Annotated in this window: 18 protein-coding genes; 4 read left to right on the forward strand and 14 right to left on the reverse strand. The window is 64.6% G+C overall.

What is annotated here, in order from left to right; genetic code table 11:
• Window positions 1-59: 59 nt before the first annotated feature.
• Both AC3RCP_RS04725 and AC3RCP_RS04730 read right to left on the reverse strand, forming a co-directional pair.
• The gene (locus AC3RCP_RS04725) at window positions 60-1,073 is read right to left on the reverse strand and encodes a zinc-binding alcohol dehydrogenase family protein (protein ID WP_009042016.1); all 1,014 of its coding nucleotides are present in this window, start codon (window positions 1,071-1,073) and stop codon (window positions 60-62) included.
• A 32-nt stretch (window positions 1,074-1,105) separates the two neighbouring features.
• Window positions 1,106-1,396: a putative quinol monooxygenase gene (locus AC3RCP_RS04730; RefSeq protein ID WP_101336746.1), complete on the reverse strand. Its 291-nt coding sequence runs from the start codon at window positions 1,394-1,396 to the stop codon at window positions 1,106-1,108.
• Between the two features lie 134 nt (window positions 1,397-1,530).
• Here AC3RCP_RS04730 and vimR point away from each other — a divergent pair, with 134 nt between their 5' ends.
• Window positions 1,531-2,460, forward strand: coding sequence for a transcription regulator VimR (gene vimR, locus AC3RCP_RS04735; RefSeq protein ID WP_492571454.1), 930 nt, complete (start codon window positions 1,531-1,533; stop codon window positions 2,458-2,460).
• Window positions 2,461-2,569: 109 nt separating this feature from the next.
• Window positions 2,570-3,946 (forward strand): MFS transporter, encoded by a 1,377-nt coding sequence (locus tag AC3RCP_RS04740; RefSeq protein WP_016703805.1) that lies wholly within the window; start codon window positions 2,570-2,572, stop codon window positions 3,944-3,946.
• Between the two features lie 139 nt (window positions 3,947-4,085).
• On the opposite strand, the gene AC3RCP_RS04745 is transcribed toward AC3RCP_RS04740, so the two are convergent.
• The 3 genes from AC3RCP_RS04745 to AC3RCP_RS04755 form a co-directional block, all read right to left on the reverse strand.
• Window positions 4,086-5,039, reverse strand: coding sequence for an adenosine deaminase (locus AC3RCP_RS04745; protein WP_007923280.1), 954 nt, complete (start codon window positions 5,037-5,039; stop codon window positions 4,086-4,088).
• Between the two features lie 213 nt (window positions 5,040-5,252).
• Window positions 5,253-6,218 (reverse strand): 2-oxoglutarate and iron-dependent oxygenase domain-containing protein, encoded by a 966-nt coding sequence (locus AC3RCP_RS04750; protein WP_492571455.1) that lies wholly within the window; start codon window positions 6,216-6,218, stop codon window positions 5,253-5,255.
• Between the two features lie 150 nt (window positions 6,219-6,368).
• The gene (locus AC3RCP_RS04755) at window positions 6,369-7,451 is read right to left on the reverse strand and encodes a BMP family ABC transporter substrate-binding protein (RefSeq protein ID WP_492571456.1); all 1,083 of its coding nucleotides are present in this window, start codon (window positions 7,449-7,451) and stop codon (window positions 6,369-6,371) included.
• 327 nt (window positions 7,452-7,778) lie between these two features.
• Here AC3RCP_RS04755 and AC3RCP_RS04760 point away from each other — a divergent pair, with 327 nt between their 5' ends.
• Window positions 7,779-8,870, forward strand: coding sequence for a calcium:cation antiporter (locus AC3RCP_RS04760; protein ID WP_009042023.1), 1,092 nt, complete (start codon window positions 7,779-7,781; stop codon window positions 8,868-8,870).
• 68 nt (window positions 8,871-8,938) lie between these two features.
• Here the strand turns inward: AC3RCP_RS04760 and AC3RCP_RS04765 are convergent, their stop codons facing one another.
• The 3 genes from AC3RCP_RS04765 to AC3RCP_RS04775 all read right to left on the reverse strand — a co-directional run bounded on the left by AC3RCP_RS04765 (window position 8,939) and on the right by AC3RCP_RS04775 (window position 11,642).
• Entirely contained in the window at window positions 8,939-10,297 is a 1,359-nt protein-coding gene (locus tag AC3RCP_RS04765; RefSeq protein ID WP_492571457.1) for an 8-oxoguanine deaminase, read from the reverse strand.
• Between the two features lie 285 nt (window positions 10,298-10,582).
• Window positions 10,583-11,266 carry an SDR family oxidoreductase gene (locus AC3RCP_RS04770; protein WP_492571458.1) on the reverse strand — a complete coding sequence of 228 codons (684 nt, stop codon included), beginning with the start codon at window positions 11,264-11,266 and terminating at the stop codon, window positions 10,583-10,585.
• A 25-nt stretch (window positions 11,267-11,291) separates the two neighbouring features.
• Window positions 11,292-11,642: a MerR family transcriptional regulator gene (locus tag AC3RCP_RS04775; RefSeq protein ID WP_492571459.1), complete on the reverse strand. Its 351-nt coding sequence runs from the start codon at window positions 11,640-11,642 to the stop codon at window positions 11,292-11,294.
• An 83-nt stretch (window positions 11,643-11,725) separates the two neighbouring features.
• Here AC3RCP_RS04775 and AC3RCP_RS04780 point away from each other — a divergent pair, with 83 nt between their 5' ends.
• On the forward strand, window positions 11,726-12,157 hold the full coding sequence (locus AC3RCP_RS04780) for a hypothetical protein (protein ID WP_492571460.1): 432 nt from the start codon (window positions 11,726-11,728) through the stop codon (window positions 12,155-12,157).
• Between the two features lie 40 nt (window positions 12,158-12,197).
• Here the strand turns inward: AC3RCP_RS04780 and AC3RCP_RS04785 are convergent, their stop codons facing one another.
• The 6 genes from AC3RCP_RS04785 to AC3RCP_RS04810 all read right to left on the reverse strand — a co-directional run bounded on the left by AC3RCP_RS04785 (window position 12,198) and on the right by AC3RCP_RS04810 (window position 19,102).
• Entirely contained in the window at window positions 12,198-13,124 is a 927-nt protein-coding gene (locus AC3RCP_RS04785) for an ABC transporter permease (protein WP_097139056.1), read from the reverse strand.
• Window positions 13,124-14,230 carry an ABC transporter permease gene (locus AC3RCP_RS04790; protein ID WP_492571461.1) on the reverse strand — a complete coding sequence of 369 codons (1,107 nt, stop codon included), beginning with the start codon at window positions 14,228-14,230 and terminating at the stop codon, window positions 13,124-13,126. The genes AC3RCP_RS04785 and AC3RCP_RS04790 overlap by 1 nt, the downstream gene beginning before the upstream one ends.
• Before the next feature lie 15 nt (window positions 14,231-14,245).
• Entirely contained in the window at window positions 14,246-15,811 is a 1,566-nt protein-coding gene (locus tag AC3RCP_RS04795) for an ABC transporter ATP-binding protein (protein ID WP_492571462.1), read from the reverse strand.
• Window positions 15,812-16,362: 551 nt separating this feature from the next.
• The gene (locus tag AC3RCP_RS04800) at window positions 16,363-16,944 is read right to left on the reverse strand and encodes an IMPACT family protein (RefSeq protein WP_007930693.1); all 582 of its coding nucleotides are present in this window, start codon (window positions 16,942-16,944) and stop codon (window positions 16,363-16,365) included.
• Window positions 16,945-16,956: 12 nt separating this feature from the next.
• Window positions 16,957-17,619 (reverse strand): TetR/AcrR family transcriptional regulator, encoded by a 663-nt coding sequence (locus AC3RCP_RS04805; protein ID WP_007930696.1) that lies wholly within the window; start codon window positions 17,617-17,619, stop codon window positions 16,957-16,959.
• 88 nt (window positions 17,620-17,707) lie between these two features.
• Window positions 17,708-19,102, reverse strand: a complete 1,395-nt coding sequence (locus tag AC3RCP_RS04810; protein WP_492571463.1) for a uracil-xanthine permease family protein — start codon at window positions 19,100-19,102, stop codon at window positions 17,708-17,710.
• Window positions 19,103-19,207: the final 105 nt, after the last annotated feature.

The raw sequence follows: 19,207 nt of genomic DNA on the forward strand, positions 1-19,207 counted from the left end.
GTCGGACTGACGGCATCCTGCCCCTTTTTAGCGCAGGCAGGACGCCATCCGCTCCGGCCTCAGAAGCCTTCGAGCACGATCTTGCCCTTGGCTTTGCCACTTTCCAGCAACGCGTGAGCGCGCCGCAGGTTGGCCGCGTTGATCGTGCCGAAGTGCTCGCCCAGGGTGGTCTTCAAGGTGCCGGCGTCGATCAGCTCGGCGACGCGATTGAGCAGCTTGTGCTGCTCCTGCATGTCCGCGGTTTCGAACAGCGAGCGGGTGTACATGAACTCCCAGTGCAGCGACAGGCTCTTGCGCTTGAGCTTGGTCACGTCGAGGGTTTTCGGATCGTCGATCAGCGCCAGCCGGCCCTGGGGCGCGAGGGCCTCGACCAACTCGTCCAGGTGCGTATCGGTCTGGGTCAGGCTGGCGACATGGGTGACGCTGGCCTGGCCGGCTTTTTTCAGTTCCTGGCTCAACGGCTGGCTATGGTCGATCACCAGGTCGGCGCCCAGCTCGCGTACCCAACCCTGGGTTTCGGCGCGCGAGGCGCTGCCGATGACCTTGAGCCCGGTGAGCTGGCTGGCCAGTTGGGTGAGGATCGAACCGACGCCGCCGGCCGCGCCGACGATCAACAGGCTCTGCTGCCGATCGGCCTGGCCTTCGGCGATCTGCAGGCGTTCGAACAGCAGTTCCCAGGCGGTGATCGCGGTCAGCGGCAGGGCGGCGGCTTCGGCGAAGCCCAGGCTCTTGGGCATATGGCCGACGATGCGTTCGTCGACCACGTGCAATTCGCTGTTGCCACCGGCGCGGGCGATCGAGCCGGCGTAGAACACCTTGTCGCCGGCCTTGAACAGGCTGACGTCGCTGCCCACCGCCTTGACCACCCCGGCCACGTCCCAGCCCAGCACCTTGGCGGCACCACCTTCAGGCTGGACGTTCTGGCGGACCTTGGTGTCCACCGGGTTGACCGAGATGGCTTTGACTTCCACCAGCAGGTCGCGCGGGCCGGCGAGCGGCTCCGGCAGTTCGATGTCTTGCAGGGATAGCGGATCGTCGATCGGCAGGGAGGCGTAGTAGGCGATGGCTTTCATGGTGGGTTTTCCTGATGAAGATGAAGGTTGGGTCAGAGGAGCAGCAGGCGCTTGAGCTCGAAATGCTCGATCGTCTCGCGGGTCTGGCTGAGAAAATGCTGGAAGTGCGCCGTGGCGTTGTGAAATTCCAGGGCCGCCTCGTCGTTCCAGCGCTCCAGTACATAAAAGGTGCCTGGGGCTTCGGCGTCCTGATGCAGGTTGTAAAACTGGCAGCCGGCTTCTTCACGGCTCGGTTGCACCAGGGCGCTGAGTTCGCGCTTGAGCACGGCCTGCTGGCCGCTCTTGGCGACCAGGGTGGCGATGGCGGTAAAAGCTTGCGACATAGGGAGTTCCTTCAAAGGCTGGTGTGACGAGCTGATATGACGGTAGGCCGATCATTGGCCATTTCCCCTGAAGATAAAACCGGCTAAAACAGCAGTCTCTTTCAACATTTTTTTGATAATGCCCGGTGAGCCAGATGCTGCGTTTCGATGACCTGCAATTGTTCGTGCGCGCCGCCGACCTCGGCAGCCTGTCCGCCGCGGCGCGGGTCATGGACCTGTCGGCGGCGGTGGCCAGCGCTGCGCTCAAGCGTATCGAGCAGCAGCTCGGCGCCCGGCTGCTGGCGCGTTCGACCCGCAGCCTGCGCCTGACCGCCGAGGGCGAAGGGTTTCTCGAATATGCCCGCGCGGCCCTGAGCAACCTGGAGGAAGGCCGGCGCCTGCTGGCCAGCGGGCAGGATCAGGTCAGCGGCGTTCTCCAGCTGTCCGCGCCCTCGGATTTCGGCCGCAATCTGTTGCTGCCCTGGCTCGACCAGTTCCAGCTGGAGCACCCCAAGCTCACGCTGCGCCTGCTGCTGGGCGACCGTATCGCCGACCTGTTTCGCCAGCCGGTGGACATCGCCCTGCGTTACGGCGAACCGGAAGATTCCAGCCTGGTGGCCTTGCCTGTCGCGCCGCAGAACCGCCGGGTGCTGGTGGCCGCCCCCGACTACCTGGCCCGCCACGGCGAGCCGCGTCAGCTGGAGCAACTAGCCCAGCACAATTGCCTGCTCTACATGCTTGGCAGCCGGGTACATGACCATTGGAGTTTCCATGACGGCAAGCGCGAGGTCGGCCTGACGGTCAGCGGCGATCGTTTCAGCGACGACGCCGATGTGGTGCGCCTGTGGGCGGTGGCGGGGCGGGGTATCGCCTACAAATCCTGGCTCGACGTGGCGGCCGATGTGCTGGCCGGGCGGCTCAAGGTGCTGCTGCCGGAGCTGCGCTGCGAATGGGCACCGTTGAACCTGTTGTGCGCCCATCGGGCGCAACTGAGCAAACCGGTGAAGCTGCTGCGGGACATGTTGCAGGCGCGCTGCGCTGAAGTTTCCGCGCATTACCCCAAGCCCACCCACGCCGATCACTGACCCTGACCGGCGGCGTCGTTGCCGGGTGCGGGCAGGTCGCATCCAGCACTGAGCGGCGGCGTCGATCTTGCACACTCGATTGCAGACCATTCAATCGGGGGGACGGGGCATGGCAAGTCAGGGATACAGTGCGGCAGAGCGTCTGGAACGCTTGCCCATCAGCGGTTATCACCGGGTCATTTTCATCATCATCGCCCTGGCGTTTTTCTTCGACTCCATGGACCTGGCGATGATGACGTTCCTGCTCGGCTCGATCAAAGCCGAGTTCGGCCTGAGCACCGCCCAGGCCGGCCTGCTGGCCAGTTCGAGCTTCTTCGGCATGGTGGTCGGCGCGTCGCTGTCGGGCATGCTCGCCGACCGCTTCGGGCGCAAGCCGGTGTTCCAGTGGAGCATCGTGCTCTGGGGCATCGCCAGTTACCTGTGCTCCACGGCGCAGACGGTGGACAGCCTGACCCTGTTCCGGGTGCTGCTGGGGATCGGCATGGGCATGGAGTTTCCCATCGCCCAGTCGATGCTCTCGGAGATGATCCCGGCCAAGCGGCGCGGGCGCTATATCGCCTTGATGGACGGCTTCTGGCCGCTGGGTTTCGTCGCGGCGGGCGTGCTCTCGTACTTCCTGCTGCCACTGATCGGCTGGCGCGACATCTTCCTGGTCCTGGCGATCCCGGCGGTGTTCGTGCTGGCGATCCGTTTCTTCATCCCCGAGTCGCCGCGTTGGCTGGAGCAGGCCGGGCGGCACGCCGATGCCGACCAGGTGCTGCGGCGGATCGAGGATAAGGTCCGCGCCTCGCTGCAGCGCGCGGACCTGCCCGAGCCGGTGCGCCTGCCGCGGGTGGAGAGCGTACCGGGGCACTTCTTTTCGGCCTTGCGCGAGATCTGGTCGCCGCTCTATCGCCAGCGCACGATGATGATCTGGAGTGTGTGGTTCTTTGCCCTGCTGGGTTTTTATGGCCTGACCTCGTGGCTCAGTGCCTTGTTGCAGCAATCGGGTTTCGCCGTGACTCAGTCGGTGTACTACACGGTGCTGATTTCCCTCGGCGGGATTCCCGGCTTCCTCATGGCCGCCTGGCTGGTGGAGCGCTGGGGGCGCAAGCCGGTGTGCGTGATCACCTTGCTGGGCGGTGGAGTCATGGCGTTCTTCTACGGGCAGAGCGCGGTGTTCGGCGGCAACGTGGCGCTGCTGATCAGCTCCGGCCTGTTGATGCAGTTCTTCCTGTTCGGCATGTGGGCGGTGCTCTACACCTACACGCCCGAGTTATATCCCACCTCGGCGCGGGCTACCGGCTCCGGGTTCGCCTCGGCGGTGGGGCGCATCGGGTCGCTGCTCGGGCCGTTGGTGACCGGCGTGGTATTCCCGATGACCGGGCAGGGTGGGGTGTTCGCCCTGGGCGCGCTGTGTTTCGCGGTCGCCGCGGCGGTGGTCTGGCTGTTCGGGATGGAGACCCGGGGCAAGACGCTGGAGGAGTTGAGCGAAGTCGGCGCCTGACTCGTAGCCGCTGCCGCAGGCTGCGATAAGGTTCGAAGAACCTTTCGAGGCCCTCAAGAGCGGCGCCCGCTTCGCGGTCGAGCGCAGCCTGCGGCAGCGGCTACAGGGGGATCGCGGGCAGGTTGCCCGCGATGGCGGTTTACGGCTTGACCAGGCGCGCATCCAGGCTGTTCTGCGCCAGGCGTTTGGCCTGGTCCTGGGTCATGCCCAGATGGGTGTACAGGGCGTGGAAGTTCTCGGTGACGTAGCCGCCGAAGTAGGCCGGGTCATCGGAGTTCACCGTGACCTTCACCCCACGCTCGAGCATCTCGAGGATGTTGTGCTGCGACATGTGATCGAACACGCAGAGCTTGGTGTTCGACAGCGGGCAGACGGTCAGCGGGATCTGCTCGTCGATGATGCGCTGCATCAGTCGTTCGTCCTCGAAGGCGCGCACGCCGTGGTCGATGCGCTGGATCTTCAGCAGGTCGAGGGCTTCCCAGATGTACTCGGGCGGGCCTTCTTCACCGGCGTGGGCGACGGTGAGGAAACCTTCGCTGCGGGCCCGGTCGAACACCCGCTGGAACTTGCTCGGCGGGTGACCCATTTCCGAACTGTCCAGGCCGACCGCGACAAAGGCTTCGCGGAACGGCAGCGCCTGGTCGAGGGTTTTCTGCGCTTCATCTTCGCTCAGATGGCGCAGGAAGCTGAGGATCAGGCCGCTGGTGATGCCCAGTTGCTGCTCGCCATCCTTGAGCGCGCTGGCGATGCCGTTGAGCACCACTTCGAAAGGAATTCCGCGATCGGTGTGGGTCTGCGGATCGAAGAAGGGTTCGGTGTGGATGACGTTCTGCTCTTTGCAGCGCAGCAGGTAGGCCCAGGTCAGGTCATAGAAATCCTGGGAGGTGCGCAGTACGTCCGCGCCCTGGTAGTACAGGTCGAGGAACTCTTGCAGGTTGTTGAAGGCATAAGCCTTGCGCAGGGTTTCCACATCGCTCCAGGGCAGGGCGATCTTGTTGCGTTCGGCCAGGGCGAACAGCAGCTCGGGCTCCAGGGATCCTTCGAGGTGCAGGTGCAGTTCGGCCTTGGGCAAGGCGTTCAGCCAGTCGTACATGGGTGTGATCTCATCAGGTGCAGTCGAGCGCTGCGTGAACGTATTGCGCTCCATCATCCTGCGGCGAAAAGCCCACCGCAAGGTTCGATGACAGGCGCCGGCCCCGGGTTTCCCCAGGGCTGCGCGGGCGCGTCAGGTTCCAATCGCGCCCATAAGGGCAGGCATTCTACAGGCGCACGCGGACTATTCGGCAAAACCTGACCCGCCGGGCGATCAGGACGCTTGCGGTTCCCGGCGATAGGCATAGGTATCGGCGAACCGCGACAAGAGGAATTCGGCGCAGGTGGTGACCGGGTACTTCGGCGGATGCCCGGCATCCTGGCAGCCGGGCAGGCATTCGATGCGGGTATCCGGATGGGGTTCGGCGAAGAACGGCATCGAGTAGCGGTCCACCCCCAGCGGGCTGATCACCCGGTGCGGCGTCGACCGGTAACGGTCGTTGCTCCAGCGCGCCATCATGTCGCCGAGGTTGACCACGAAGGTGCCCTCGATGGGCGGGGCGTCGATCCACTGGCCCTGGACATTGCGCACCTGCAGGCCGCCGGCGCTGTCCTGGTAGAGCAGGGTGATGCAGCCATAGTCGGTGTGGGCGCCGGCGCCTTGCTGCTCGTCGCTGCTGGCGGTATGCCGCGGCGGGTAATGGATCAGGCGCAAGACGCTGACCGGCTCCTTGAAGCGGCTGTCGAAAAAATCGCGCTCGATGCCCAGGGCCAGGGTCATGGCCCGCAGCAGGGTCTGGGCCAGGGCCTGCATGTCCAGATAGTGCTGCTCCATCAGGGTTTCCCAGCCGGCGATATCCGGGTGCCGGTTGCTGCCGCGCAACGGTTTTTCTGCGAGCACTTCGGGATGCTCGGCCGGCAGGTGCAGGCCCATGTCGAAGGTTTCCTTGAGGTCGCTGGGTTTGTCCGGGTCCAGTTGCTCGGTGGCGATCGCGCCATAGCCGCGATGGTGGCGGGTCTGGGTGATATCGATCTTGAGTTTCTCGGCGGCCGGCAGGGCGAAGAAATGCCGGGCGGCGTCGAGCAACTGGCCGATGCGCCCGGAGGTGATCGGGTGGCCCTGGATATAGAAGAACCCCCACTCGCGGCAGGCGCGGTCGATCTGCTGGGCGACGCTGTTCCAGCCGTGGGCGTCGTCGCCGTAGAGCGGGCTGATGTCGATGATTGGCAGCTGGTTCATATAAATGCTCTCAAGGTACTCACCGCCCTGTAGCCGCTGCCGCAGGCTGCGATCGATCTGGGCGGCACTCCGACGAAGGGGGCGTGCTCTGGATATCGAGCAAAGGACCTTCGGAACTTGGTGCAACCCGCGGCAGCGGCTACAGGCGAGTCATTTCGGAATGTCGGCCTTCATGCCTTCCACGTAATAGTTCATCGACGCGAGCTCTGCATTGCTGGCGCTGACCCCGGCGGCGAGTTTCTCCACGCCGGCCTGGTCCTTGATCGGCCCGGTGAACGGGTGGAAGGCGCCGCTCTTGATGTCGGCGATGATCTGCTCGGCCTCACGCTTGACGTCGGCCGGCACCAGGTCGCTGATCGGCAATTGGACCGTGCCTTCCTTCAAGCCACCCCAGTAGTCCTGGGATTTCCAGCTGTGGTCGAGCACGCCCTGGGTGGCCTGGATGTAGTGCGGGCCCCAGTTGTTGACGATAGAGGTCAGCACCGCTTTCGGACCGAAGTGGGCCATGTCCGAGGCGTAGCCCACGGCGTACACGCCTCGGCGTTCGGCGGCCTGGATCGGCGCCGGGCTGTCGGTGTGCTGGAAGATCACATCGGCGCCCTGGTCGATCAGGGCGTTGGCGGCGTCGGCTTCCTTGCCCGGGTCGAACCAGGAGTTGACCCACACCACCTTGATCTCGGTGCCCGGGTTGTATTTGTTCAGGGCCAGCTGGATGGCGTTGATGTCGCGGATCACTTCCGGGATCGGGAAGGAGGCGATGTAGCCGACCTTCTTGCTCTTGGTCATCTTCGCCGCGAGGAAACCGCCGACGTAGCGACCTTCATAGGTGCGGGCCAGGTAGGTGCCGAGGTTCTTGTCCTGCTTGTAGCCGGTGGCGTGTTCGAAGGTGGTCTTGGGAAACTGCCTGGCGACTTTCAGGGTCGGGTTCATGTAGCCGAAGGAGGTGGTGAAAATCAGGTCGTACTTATCCTTGGCCATGTTGCGGATCACCCGCTCGGCGTCGGCGCCTTCGGCGACGTTCTCCACGTAGTTGGTCTTGATCTGCTCACCGAACTTCTCCACCAGCGCCTTGCGCCCCTGTTCATGCTGATAGGTCCAGCCGTGGTCGCCGATCGGGCCGATATAGACGAAGCCGACCTTCAACGGATCGGCGGCGCTGGTGCCCAGCGAGACGCTCAGGCCGATGGCCGCGGTGAGGGCGCACAGCAGTTTTTGCAACGCACGTTTATGCATGAATCCGGACTCCATTTTGTTGTGGGACGTGGCTGGGCTCTAAGGCTTGAATGGCTCAATGCAAATAGCTGACCAACAGGACAACAAAATCTTCGGGACCAGGGTGAAGCCTGCGCGGGCAAGCCTCGTGCCTGCAGGGGCTGCATGATCCTGTAGGCGCGAGGCTTGCCCGCGAAGAGGCCCGCCGGATCACCCAAGGCTCATCCTGGTGCACCCTCGCCCATCAACGCCATTGACTGGTGCACTAAGGTGTAACGAAACGTTAGTGACTTCAGGCAGTCTTTAGCTCATCTCTTTCTGCTCGATTTATCCGGTCAAAGGACTGCAATGTTCACTTCACTCAAGCAAGAAAGTTTTCTGTTGCTGGCGCTGCTCGCGGCGCTGGTTGCCTATCCGCTGGAGCATGCGTTGCTCAACGGCGGCCAGGGCGTGGCGCTGATCTCCGGGTTGGTGCTGATCGGTTTTATCGTCGCAGCCTCGATGCGCGTCGCCCATCACGCCGAGCTGCTGGCGGAGAAGGTCGGCGACCCCTACGGCACCATGATCCTGACCCTGGCCGCGGTCCTGGTGGAGGTGGTGATCCTGGCGATCATGATGAGCAACGAGGCCTCGCCGACCCTGGTGCGCGACACCATCTATTCGGCGGTGATGCTCGACATCAACGGCATCCTCGGCCTGGCCGCGCTGATGGGCGGGATCAAGCATGGCGAGCAGGCCTACAACGACGACTCGGCGCGTTCCTACAGTGTGATGATCCTCACCGCCATGGGCGTGTCGATGGTGGTGCCGGAGTTCATTCCCGAGTCGAAGTGGAAGCTCTACTCGGCCTTCACCATTGGCGCCATGGTGCTGTTGTACACCCTGTTCCTGCGCATGCAGGTCGGCGCCCACAGCTACTTCTTCAGCTACAGCTACCCGGAAAAACGCCGCAAGAAAGAACCGACGGAAGATCAGCCGGCGCCTGTCAGCCTGGCGTTTTCCATCGCCACCCTGGTGTTCGGCGTGGTACTGATCGGCGCGTTGGCGGAGGTGATGTCCAAGACCCTCGACCTGGGGCTGGAAGGCACGGGCGCGCCGCCGGTGATCACGGCGATCCTGGTGGCGGCGATTTCCGCGGCGCCGGAAATCCTCACGGCCCTGCGCGCGGCGTTAGCCAATCGCATGCAGTCGGTGGTCAACATTGCGTTGGGCGCGTCGTTGTCGACGGTGATCCTGACGGTGCCGGTGATGGAGGCCATGGCGCTCTACACCGGCCAGCCATTCCAGATGGCGATGACCCCGGTGCAGACGGTGATGATCTTCATCACCCTGATCGTCAGCGCGATCAACCTCAATGACGGTGAGACCAATGCCATCGAAGGCATGACCCACTTCGTGCTGTTCGCGACCTTCATCATGTTGTCGCTGTTGGGGCTGTAAAAGCTTCGCGGGCAAGCCTCGCTCCTACAGATGCATGGAGCGTGGCTTGCCCGCGAACGCGTCCGGTGTCAGGCGCCGGCGATCAGCTGCCGGGCCGCCTGGCTGTGATCGGCAATCAAGCCCTTCAGATCCAGGCCCTCGACCTGCCCGTCAATCACCCGCCACTGGCCGCCGACCATCACCCGGTCCGCCCGGTCCGCGCCGCACAGCAGCAACGCCGACAACGGATCATGGCTGCCGGAGAAGCGCAGCTCATCGAGCTTGAACAGCGCCAGGTCGGCCTGCTTGCCCACGGCCAGCTCGCCGATATCGCTGCGCCCCAGCAGCCGTGCCGAACCCTGGGTGGCCCAGCCCAGCACCAACTCCGGGGTGATCTTTTCGGCGCCGTAGCGCAGGCGCTGCAGGTACAGGGCCTGACGGGTTTCGAGAATCATGTTCGAGGCGTCGTTCGAGGCCGAGCCATCCACGCCCAGGCCGACGGGCGCGCCGGCGTCGGTCAGTTCCAGGGTCGGGCAGATGCCCGAGGCCAGGCGCATGTTGGAGCTCGGGCAATGGCAGATGCCGGTCCCGGCGGCCCCGAGGCGGGCGATTTCATCCGGGTTGAAATGGATGCCGTGGGCCAGCCAGGTCCGCGGGCCGAGCCAGCCGACGCTGTCCAGGTAGTCCACGGTGCGCAGGCCGAAGCGTTGCAGGCAGAAGTCTTCCTCGTCGAGGGTTTCCGCCAGGTGGGTGTGCAGGCGCACGTCGAGTTTTGCCGCCAGATCGGCGCTGGCCGCCATGATCTCTGGGGTCACCGAGAACGGCGAGCAGGGCGCCAGGGCGATCTGGATCTGCGCGCCGGCGCCGCGTTCGTGGTACTCGGCGATCAGCCGCTGGCTGTCGGCGAGAATCACCTCGCCCTGTTGCACGGTCTGTTGCGGCGGCAGGCCGCCATCCGCTTCGCCGAGGCTCATGGAGCCGCGGGTGAGCATGGCGCGCATGCCCAGTTCGCGCACGCTGGCCACCTGCACGTCGATGGCGTTTTCCAGGCCTTCGGGGAACAGGTAGTGGTGGTCGGCGGCGGTGGTGCAGCCGGACAGCAGCAGTTCGGCCAGCGCCACTTTACTGGCCAGGGCGAGTTTCTCCGGGGTCAGCCGGGCCCAGACCGGGTACAGGGTTTTCAGCCAGGGGAACAGCGGCTGGTTGACCACCGGCGCCCAGGCGCGGGTCAGGGTCTGATAGAAGTGGTGATGGGTGTTGATCAGCCCCGGCAGCAGCACATGCTCGCGGGCATCGAAGACCTGTCCACAGGGCTGGGCGGGTTGCTGGCCGGCGCCGAGCACTTCGACGATCAGGCCGTTTTGCAGCACCAGGCCGCCGCGGGCGTCGAGGGCATTGCCAGTGAAAATGGCGAGGGGATTCTTTAACCAGGTACGGGTCGCAGGCATGGTGGCCGGCTCCTCTGAAAGTGGGTTCAGGTTAGCCAGCTCAGTGTTGCCCTGTCTGCTGATCCAGGGGCGTCAGGATCGACGCGGGGTGCAGTTTACGGCGAGACCGCGTTGCGGTCTATCGCCGGCCAGCTCGTCCTCCGTAGGCGCAAGGCTTGCCCGCGATGACGTCCTGTAGCCGCTGCCGAAGGCTGCGCCCGACCACGCAGTGGGCGCTGCGCTGTCAGCCGCGGGAAGGCTCTTCGCGCCTTATCGCAGCCTCCGGCAGCGGCTACAGGTGCAGGCTTACCAGGGAATGGTTTCGCCCTTGTAGTTGACGAAATGGTGCCCGCCCTTGCCGGTATAGGCATTGATCTGCTCGATCAGGCCACGGGTGCTGGTCTCGACGTCGATGTCCGCGCCCTCGCCGCCCATGTCGGTCTTCACCCAGCCCGGGTGCAGCGACAGCACGGTGAGCTTCTGCTCGAGCTGGGTCACGAAGCTGTTGGTCATGGAATTCAGCGCCGCCTTGCTGGCCTTGTACAGTGCCAGCTCCGGCGCGTCGGGCATGGTCACGCTGCCCAGCACCGAACTCATGAACGCCAGCACGCCGCTATCCGGACGGATCTGCGGGAGGAAACGCTGGGCCAGGTTGATCGGCGCCACGGCGTTGGTGAAGAACAGCTGGCCAACTTCCGCCAGGGTCGCCTTGCCTGGCGTCTGGTCGTCCGGCCCCTTGACCCCGGCGTTGACGAACAGCAGGTCGAACACTTCGCCTTTGAGCTTCTGGTTCAGGGCGATCACCGCCTGCTGGTCGTCCATGTCCAGTTGCTCGATACGGACCGGGCCCAGGGCCTTGAGCGCCTCGGCTTTTTGCGGGTTGCGCACGGTGGCGGTGACCTGCCAGCCAGCCTCCAGCAGACGTTGCACCAGGCCCAGGCCCAGGCCTCTGGAGGCGCCGATGATCAGTGCGGTTTTTGGCGTAGACATGCGGGGATTCCTTGATGAGTGAAGATCATGGATTTAATGGGCAACGCTGGCCGAGCCGTTGTCGCAGCTCCTGGCGCAACTCGCCCAGTTCGCTGATGCGGGTCTCGATCAGGGCCAGTTTGTCTTGCAGCAGCTGCGTCACGGCGCTGTCCGGATCGCTGGCATGCCAGATCGCGGCAACGCTGCTGCCGATCTCGCCGAGGCTGAAGCCCAGGCGCTGCGCGGTCTTGATGTAGAGCACCAGCTGCACCATGTCGCTGGGGTATTCACGATAGCCGTTGGCGCTGCGTTGCGCCGCGATCAATCCGCGCTGCTCGTAGAAGCGCAGGGTATCGCGGCTGACGGCGCAGGCCTGGGCAAGTTCACCGATGCGCATGCTGGAGTCTCGGAAGGGCTTGACCCTGGAGCATACTCCAGGCTTTAGCTTGTGTGCTCCTTGAATATCCGGAGCGATCCTTTATGTGGAGCACAACGCAATACCGTCAATTGGTGCGGGCCAGCGGTTGGTACGACCTGATCGTCACCGCCGCCTTTGTCACCCCCTGGAGCTTTCTCGCCCTGCACGGCCTGATGCAGCAGTGGAGCCAGGCCCTCGACCTGCCCGGCGCACTGCCGCCGTTCGAGCCCATGCACATGCTGATGGTCAACCTGATGGGCTCGATCGTCTGCGTGTGGTCGGTGCTGCGCATCCGCGATCCGCAGCGGGCCTTCGGACGCTACGACGCCGCTGGCCGGCTGCTGTTCGCCACCTGGCAGATCTACGCCCTGGCCCAGGGTGGCACGGCCTTGATCGGCGTGATCCTGCTTTTCGAGCTGGCCTGGGCGGTGGCGCAGTTGTGGCCGGTTCGCGAGCAGGACAGACGCCTCGAGCCCTTGCCAGGGATTCCGTAGGAGCGAGGCTTGCCCGCGATAACGCCCGCCCGAACGCTACCTATCGCCCCGCCTGCCACGGCTGCCCCAGCGACACCGGCGCATACAGGCGGGTGCGCAGCGCATCCCGGGACAGCAGCACCAGCACCAGGATGGTCGCGGCATACGGCAGCATCGCCAGCAGGTTCGAGGGGATCGCCAGGCCCAGGCCTTGCGCCACCAGGTGCAGGATGCTGGCGAGGCCGAACAGGTAGGCGCCGAGCAGCAGGCGCCACACCCGCCAGCTGGCGAACACCACCAGCGCCAGGGCGATCCAGCCGCGCCCGGCGCTCATGTTTTCCGCCCACATCGGCGTGTAGGCCAGGGACAGGTAAGCCCCGGCCAGGCCAGCCATGGCGCCGCCGAACAGCACCGCCAGGGTGCGTACCCGCAGCACCGGCAGGCCCATGGCGCTGGCCGCGTCGGGGTTTTCGCCGACCGCCTGGATGATCAGGCCGACCCGGCTTTTCAGGATCACCCAGGCCACCAGGGCGAACAGGGCGAAGGACAGGTAGACCAGCAGGTCCTGGGCAAACAGCATGCGCCCGATCAAGGGGATTTCGCTCAGCAGCGGAATCGCCATGGGCTCGAATCCGGCCAGCGGTTTGCCGACCCAACTGGCGCCGACGAAGCTCGACAGCCCGACCCCAAAGATGGTCAGGGCCAGGCCGGTGGCCACCTGATTGGCGTTGAACACCAGTGCCACCAGGGCGAACAGCGATGACAGCAGCATGCCGGCGAGCATCGCCAGCAGCACGCCGAGCCACAGGTTGCCGCTGTTCAGGGCGACGATAAAACCGATCACCGCGCCAAACAGCATCATGCCTTCCTGGCCGAGGTTGAGGACGCCGCTCTTTTCGCAGATCAGTTCGCCCAGGGCCACCAGCAGCAGCGGCGTACCGCAGCGGATCATGGCGTAGAAAATATTGCTCAACAGATCGATATCCATCACAGCGCTCCTGTCTGTACACAAGGGTTGGCGGCGCGACGTTCCCAGCGCAGATTCAGGCGCGGCCGATAGAGAATCAGCACGTCACTGGCCAGCAGGAAGAACAGCATCATGCCCTGGAACAACTGGGTGATGGCTTGCGGCAGGTTGAGGCTCATCTGCGCGTTCTCGCCGCCGATGTACAGCAGCGCCATCAGCAGGCTGGAGAACAGAATGCCGATCGGGTGCAGGCGGCCGAGAAAGGCCACGGTGATCGCCGCATAGCCATAGCCGGGCGATACCTGGGGCACCAGCTGGCCGATGGGGCCGGTGACTTCGCACACCCCGGCCAGGCCGGCCAGCCCACCGCTGATCAGCAGCGCCAGCCAGATCAGGCGCTTCTCGCGAAAACCGACGAAGCCGGCGGCGCGCTTGTCCAGCCCCAGCACCTTGATCTGGAACCCGACGAAGCTTTTTTGCAGCAGCACCCACACCGCCACCAGGGCCAGCAGGGCAAAATACACCCCGGCATGCACCCGGCCGTCTTCCAGGAGCAGCGGCAGGCGGCTGGCATCGCCGAACATCGCCGACTCGGGGAAGTTGAACCCGGTCGGGTCTTTCAGCGGCCCGTGCACGCAATACAGCAGCAGGTTCAGAGCGATGTAGTTGAGCATGATGCTGGTGAGGATTTCATTGGCGTTGAAGTGCGTGCGCAACCAGGCGGTGAGGCCGGCCCAGGCGGCGCCGGCCAGGGTGCCGGTGAGCAGGATCAGCACCAGCGCCCAGCGGCTTTGCAGGTCGATGATGTTCACCGCCAGCGCGCTGCCGGCCAGGGCACCGAGCAGCAGTTGGCCTTCGGCGCCGATGTTCCAGATCCGCGCCTGATACGCCACGGCCAGGCCGAGGGCGCAGAGCAGGATCGGCAGGGCCTTGACCAGCAGTTCAGATACGCCATACAGGTCGCTGATCGGGGCGATCAGCAAGGTGTGCAGGGTTTCCAGCGGATCGTGGCCCAGGGCGACGAACAGCAACGAGCCACAGCCCAGGGTCAGGGCCGCGGCCAACAGCGGCGAGCACCAGAGCATCAGGCGCGATTGCTGGCCGCGGGGTTCGAGAGAAAGCAGCATAAATAAACAGCTCCGTTACGCTGGCTGAGCGGATAGGTGGACGGGGGTATCGAACTGGCCGGCCATCCAGCCGCCGACTTCGACCAGGCTGGTGTCCGCGGTGGCCTTGAGGGCCGACAGGCGACCGCTGCACAGGGCCGCCAGGCGATCGCTGATCTGGAACAGTTCATCGAGGTCTTCGGAGATCACCAGGATCGCCGCCCCCGCATCGCGCAGGGCCACCAGGGCCCGGTGGATAGTCGCGGCGGCGCCGACGTCGACGCCCCAGGTCGGGTGCGCGGCGATCAGCAGCCTGGGGCGCTGGAGGACTTCCCGGCCGAGGATGAATTTCTGCAGATTGCCGCCGGACAGGCTGCGGGCGGCGGTCTGGCTGTCCGGCGTTTTCACCGCGAAGCGGCGGATGATGTCTTCGGCCAGGGCCAGCACTTTGCCGCGCTGAATCAGGCCTTTGCTCACCAGCCCTTGCTGGAAGGCGGTCAGCAGGGCGTTGTCCGCCAGGCTCAGTTCCGGCACGGCGCCGTGGCCCAGGCGCTCGGCCGGGACGAACGCCAGGCCCAGCCCGCGACGGGCGTCGGGGCGCAGGTGGGCGATGGCTTGCCCGGCGAAGCGCAGGGTGGCGCCTTGGGCGCGGCCAAGGCGCTGTTCGCCGCTGAGCAGGGCCAACAGTTCGTCCTGGCCATTGCCGGCGACCCCGGCGATGCCGACGATTTCACCGCTGCGCACGTCCAGGTCGATGTCCTGGAGCGAGCAGCCGAACGGGTCCGGATTGGGCCAGGAGAGTTTCTGTACCTGCAGGAAGGCCTCGCCGCCCTTGGCCTTCGGGTAATCGGTGATCAGGCTCGCGGCTTCGCCGACCATCAGCCGCGCCAGTTCCTGGTCCGAGCATTCGGCGGGTATGCAGTGCCCGGCCACCCGTCCACCGCGCAGCACCGTGGCGCTGTGGCACAGGGCGCGGACTTCGCCGAGCTTGTGGCTGATGAACAGAATGCTGCAGCCCTCGCTGGCCAGACGGCGCAGGGTGACGAACAGTTCGTCGGCCTCCTGGGGCGTCAGCACCGAGGTCGGTTCGTCGAGGATCAGCAGGCGGATGTCCTGCATCAGGCAGCGAATGATCTCCACCCGCTGGCGTTCGCCGATGGACAGGCTGTGCACCAGGCGTTCCGGCTCCAGGGCCATGCCGTAGCGCTGCGAGACCTGGCGGATCTTCGGTTCCAGCTGCTTCGGCGTACCGGCCGCGGCGCCCATGGCCAGGGCGATGTTCTGCGCCACGGTCAGGGTCTCGAACAGCGAGAAGTGCTGGAACACCATGCCGATCCCCAGGCTGCGCGCCTGGGCCGGATTGCGCATGAGCTGATGCTGCCCCTGCCAGATCACCTCGCCCGAGTCGGCCTGGGTCACCCCGTAGATGATTTTCATCAGAGTGCTTTTGCCGGCGCCGTTTTCACCGAGCAGGGCGTGGATTTCCCCCGGCTGGATACTCAGGTCGATCCCATCGTTGGCCAGGCAACCGGGGTAGCGTTTGGTGATTCCGCGCAGTTGCAGGCGGGGTATTGCAGCGAGGATGGGAACAGGGTTGGGCATGACGGACTCGGGTTGCTGAACGTTATGCCGGTGGACAAAGCAATTTCCTGGCCAGTGAGTCAGGAAACTACCGAGACCCCGATGAACTGCGGCCTCGTGCCCCCTTTGCTCGTTAGCTGCACCGCTATTCGGCACCAGTTCAGGGCAAGGTGCTTGAAAAGGCGGCGGTTTTGCCCGAACGGTCTGGTCGAAAAATGATCAGGTGCCTGCAAGCCTTGCGCTCTATGCGGCTGGCGCAGCCTTGCACGGGTTATCCACAGCTTGTTCCACAGTATTTGTGTGCAAGCCCGAAGACCGGGCATAAGCACTGTGTGGCTTTCTTCTAAAAGCGATAAACCAGGCTAACTTACTGTTTTAATTTGAAAAATATGTTTTTGGTGGGTGATTGGCTGAAAAGTGAGCAATCGCTGCAAAGCCACGTGACAGAAGGGTTACAGGCAAGTGTGCTCAGGTTATCCACAGTCGGGTGCACAGCAGGTGTGGGCAAGTCGGCTATCCACCGGGCCGTTGTGCACAGGATGATTTCGAGGCGTTGGTGCGTATTGGTGCGCTCAGCGCTGCAAGAGGATGCGCCCGCGACTCAGGTCGGCCAGCTGGCTTTGCAAGGTGGCGATCTGGCTTTCGCCCAGGGCCAGTTGCAGTTCTACGCCGTTGGCCGTGAAGTGTTCCTCGACCAGCAGTCCGCCGAGTTCGGCGACCCGCAGCTTGACCAGTGCCAGCTCGCTGAAGCTGCAGGCGCAACGCAGGGCTACGCGGCTGATCAGTTCGATGCGTTCGGCGCCTTGCAGGCATTTGTTGGCGCTGCCGCCATAGGCGCGGGCCAGGCCGCCGGTGCCCAGCTGAATGCCGCCGTACCAGCGAATCACCAGCACCGCGACCTGATCGCAGTCCTGGGCTTCGATGGCCGCGAGGATCGGGCGGCCGGCGGTGCCGCCGGGCTCGCCGTCGTCGCTGCTGCGGTATTGCTCGGCGAGTTTCCAGGCCCAGCAGTTGTGGGAGGCATTGGGATCGCTGTGCCGTTCGATAAAGGCTTGGGCCTCGGTCGCGCTGCTGATTGGCGCGGCGAGGGCGATAAAGCGGCTTTTGCGAATCTCTTCGCGGTATTCGCAAAGGCCGGCGAGGGTAAAGGGCATGCGTTGTGTTCTTTATAAGGCAGGCTTGAGGCCGCACCCCTTGAGGATGATGCGGATCAGGTTGTTGCCGGCGTCTTCCATGTCCTGCTTGGTCAGCTTGCTGCGACCGGTGACGCGGCAGATCTGGGTGGCGAAGTCGGCGTAATGCTGGGTGCTGCCCCACAGCAGGAAGATCAGGTGCACCGGGTCCACGGGGTCCATCTTGCCGGCGTCGATCCAGGCCTGGAACACCGCGGCGCGCCCCTGGAACCAGGCGCGGTAGTCCTGGCTGAAGTATTCGCTGAGGCATTCGCCGCCGCTGATGATCTCCATGGCGAAGATTCGCGAGGCCTGCGGCTGGCGCCGGGAGAATTCCATCTTGGCGCGGATGTAGCGGGTCAGCGCTTCGGCCGGGTCGTCCTCGGCGGTCAGGGTGTTGAAGGTGCTGTCCCACAACTCGAGGATGTTGCTCAGCACCGCGACATACAAACCAAGCTTGTTGGTGAAGTAGTAATGCAGGTTGGCCTTGGGCAGGCCGGCATTCTGCGCGATGGTGTTCATGCTGGTGCCTTTGAAACCGTGACGGGCGAACTCGTCTTCGGCGGCCTTGATGATCGCTTCTTCGTTTTTCTGACGAATACGGCTGGCGGGCTTGGCGGTTTGAGGGCCGGCGTGGGCTGGGACTTCAAGGGTCATAGGCATTTCCGAGCTGTTCTGTGGGTGCAACCAGTGCGTTGATAGCGCACCCACAGGCCTCAGACAAGTCTTAATGGGCAGAAAACCCTCAAAGCGGTTCCAGGGTGTCGCTTTCGCCGGCCGGATTTGCGTCACGCAGCGCGGCCCGGTCTTCCGGCAGCAACAGGCACATGAGGATTGCGGTCAGGCCGCCGCTGGTGATCGCCGAGTCGAACAGGTTCTGCACCACCTTGGGCAACAGGTGCAGCAGGTTTGGTTGCGCCGCGATCCCCAGGCCGACGCCGAAGGAGGTGGCGATGATCAGCATGCTGCGCCGGTCCAGCGGTGCCTGGGCGAGGATGCGCACGCCGGCCGCGGCGACGCTGCCGAACATCACCAGGGTGGCGCCGCCGAGCACTGGCTTGGGGATTTGCTGCAGCACCGCGCCGATCAGTGGAAACAGGCCCAGGCAAAACAGCACCAGGCCGATGTACAGCCCGACATGGCGGCTGGACACGCCGGTCAGCTGAATCACCCCGTTGTTCTGGGCGAAGGTGGTGTTGGGGAAGGCGCTGAAGGTCGCGGCGATCATGCAGCTGACGCCGTCGCCGAGAATGCCGCCCTTGAGCCGGCTTATATAAGAAGGGCCGCTGATGGGCTGGCGGGCGAGCATGCAGTTGGCGGTCAGGTCGCCGACGGTTTCGAGGGTGCTGATCAGGTAGATCAGCGCCACGGGCAGGAACGCCGTCCAGTCGAAGCTGAAACCGAACCGGAAGGGCGTCGGCAGGCTGATCAGCGGCAGGTCGGGCAACGCCTGGGGCACCAGCTTGCCGCTGAACCAGGCGGCGAGGCTGCCCAGGGCCAGGCCGATGATGATCGCCGACAGTCGTACCCAGGGCGTGTTCGAGCGGTTCAGCAGGATGATGGTCAATAGCACCAACAGGCCCAGCGCCAGGTTGCCCGGCGCGCCGAAGTCCGCGGCATTGAAGCCGCCGCCCAGGTCGGTGATGCCGACCTTGATCAGGCTGACACCGATCAGGGTAATCACGATGCCGGTGACCAGCGGCGTGATGACCCGGCGCAATTGGCCGATGAAGCGGCTCAGGACGATCTGCACCGCCGCGCCGAAAAAGCACACGCCGAAAATCATCGCCAGGATGTCTTCCGGGCTGCCGCCCCGTTGCTTGACCAGAAAACCCGCGGACAGCACCGCGCCGAGGAAGGCAAAGCTGGTGCCTTGCAGGCAGATCATCCCCGCGCCGATTCCGAACGGCCGACGCGCCTGAATGAAGGTGCCGACGCCGGAAACCATCAGCGCCATGCTGATCAGGTAGGGCAGGTGGGCGCCCAGGCCCAGGGTCGAGCCGATCACCAGCGGCGGGGTGATGATGCCGACGAAACTCGCCAGCACATGCTGCAGGGCGGCGAGGATCGCGGCGAGTGGTTTCGGGCGATCGTCGAGACCGTAGATCAGGTCGCTTTGGCGCAAGGTGTCTGGCTGCATGGACGGGGAACTCAGGGCTGATGGTTCAAGGTCATCGTGTCCTGCAAAAAGCTGTCCAAGTGCTCAGGTTATTGCGTGTGTTTGCCGTTATGGGGCAATGGGGGC

The sequence above is a fragment of the Pseudomonas sp. GW822-FHT05A08 genome (genome assembly GCF_058800485.1).

Coding starts and splice junctions, on each gene's coding strand:
- AC3RCP_RS04730 (WP_101336746.1), bottom strand. CDS start 1,396: ATGTCGCAAGCTTTTACCGCCATCGCCACCCTGGTCGCCAAGAGCGGC.
- AC3RCP_RS04805 (WP_007930696.1), bottom strand. CDS start 17,619: ATGACCCTTGAAGTCCCAGCCCACGCCGGCCCTCAAACCGCCAAGCCC.
- AC3RCP_RS04745 (WP_007923280.1), bottom strand. CDS start 5,039: ATGTACGACTGGCTGAACGCCTTGCCCAAGGCCGAACTGCACCTGCAC.
- AC3RCP_RS04725 (WP_009042016.1), bottom strand. CDS start 1,073: ATGAAAGCCATCGCCTACTACGCCTCCCTGCCGATCGACGATCCGCTA.
- AC3RCP_RS04750 (WP_492571455.1), bottom strand. CDS start 6,218: ATGAACCAGCTGCCAATCATCGACATCAGCCCGCTCTACGGCGACGAC.
- AC3RCP_RS04785 (WP_097139056.1), bottom strand. CDS start 13,124: ATGGATATCGATCTGTTGAGCAATATTTTCTACGCCATGATCCGCTGC.
- AC3RCP_RS04775 (WP_492571459.1), bottom strand. CDS start 11,642: ATGCGCATCGGTGAACTTGCCCAGGCCTGCGCCGTCAGCCGCGATACC.
- AC3RCP_RS04810 (WP_492571463.1), bottom strand. CDS start 19,102: ATGCAGCCAGACACCTTGCGCCAAAGCGACCTGATCTACGGTCTCGAC.
- vimR (WP_492571454.1), top strand. CDS start 1,531: ATGCTGCGTTTCGATGACCTGCAATTGTTCGTGCGCGCCGCCGACCTC.
- AC3RCP_RS04740 (WP_016703805.1), top strand. CDS start 2,570: ATGGCAAGTCAGGGATACAGTGCGGCAGAGCGTCTGGAACGCTTGCCC.
- AC3RCP_RS04790 (WP_492571461.1), bottom strand. CDS start 14,230: ATGCTGCTTTCTCTCGAACCCCGCGGCCAGCAATCGCGCCTGATGCTC.
- AC3RCP_RS04760 (WP_009042023.1), top strand. CDS start 7,779: ATGTTCACTTCACTCAAGCAAGAAAGTTTTCTGTTGCTGGCGCTGCTC.
- AC3RCP_RS04755 (WP_492571456.1), bottom strand. CDS start 7,451: ATGCATAAACGTGCGTTGCAAAAACTGCTGTGCGCCCTCACCGCGGCC.
- AC3RCP_RS04765 (WP_492571457.1), bottom strand. CDS start 10,297: ATGCCTGCGACCCGTACCTGGTTAAAGAATCCCCTCGCCATTTTCACT.
- AC3RCP_RS04795 (WP_492571462.1), bottom strand. CDS start 15,811: ATGCCCAACCCTGTTCCCATCCTCGCTGCAATACCCCGCCTGCAACTG.
- AC3RCP_RS04780 (WP_492571460.1), top strand. CDS start 11,726: ATGTGGAGCACAACGCAATACCGTCAATTGGTGCGGGCCAGCGGTTGG.
- AC3RCP_RS04800 (WP_007930693.1), bottom strand. CDS start 16,944: ATGCCCTTTACCCTCGCCGGCCTTTGCGAATACCGCGAAGAGATTCGC.
- AC3RCP_RS04770 (WP_492571458.1), bottom strand. CDS start 11,266: ATGTCTACGCCAAAAACCGCACTGATCATCGGCGCCTCCAGAGGCCTG.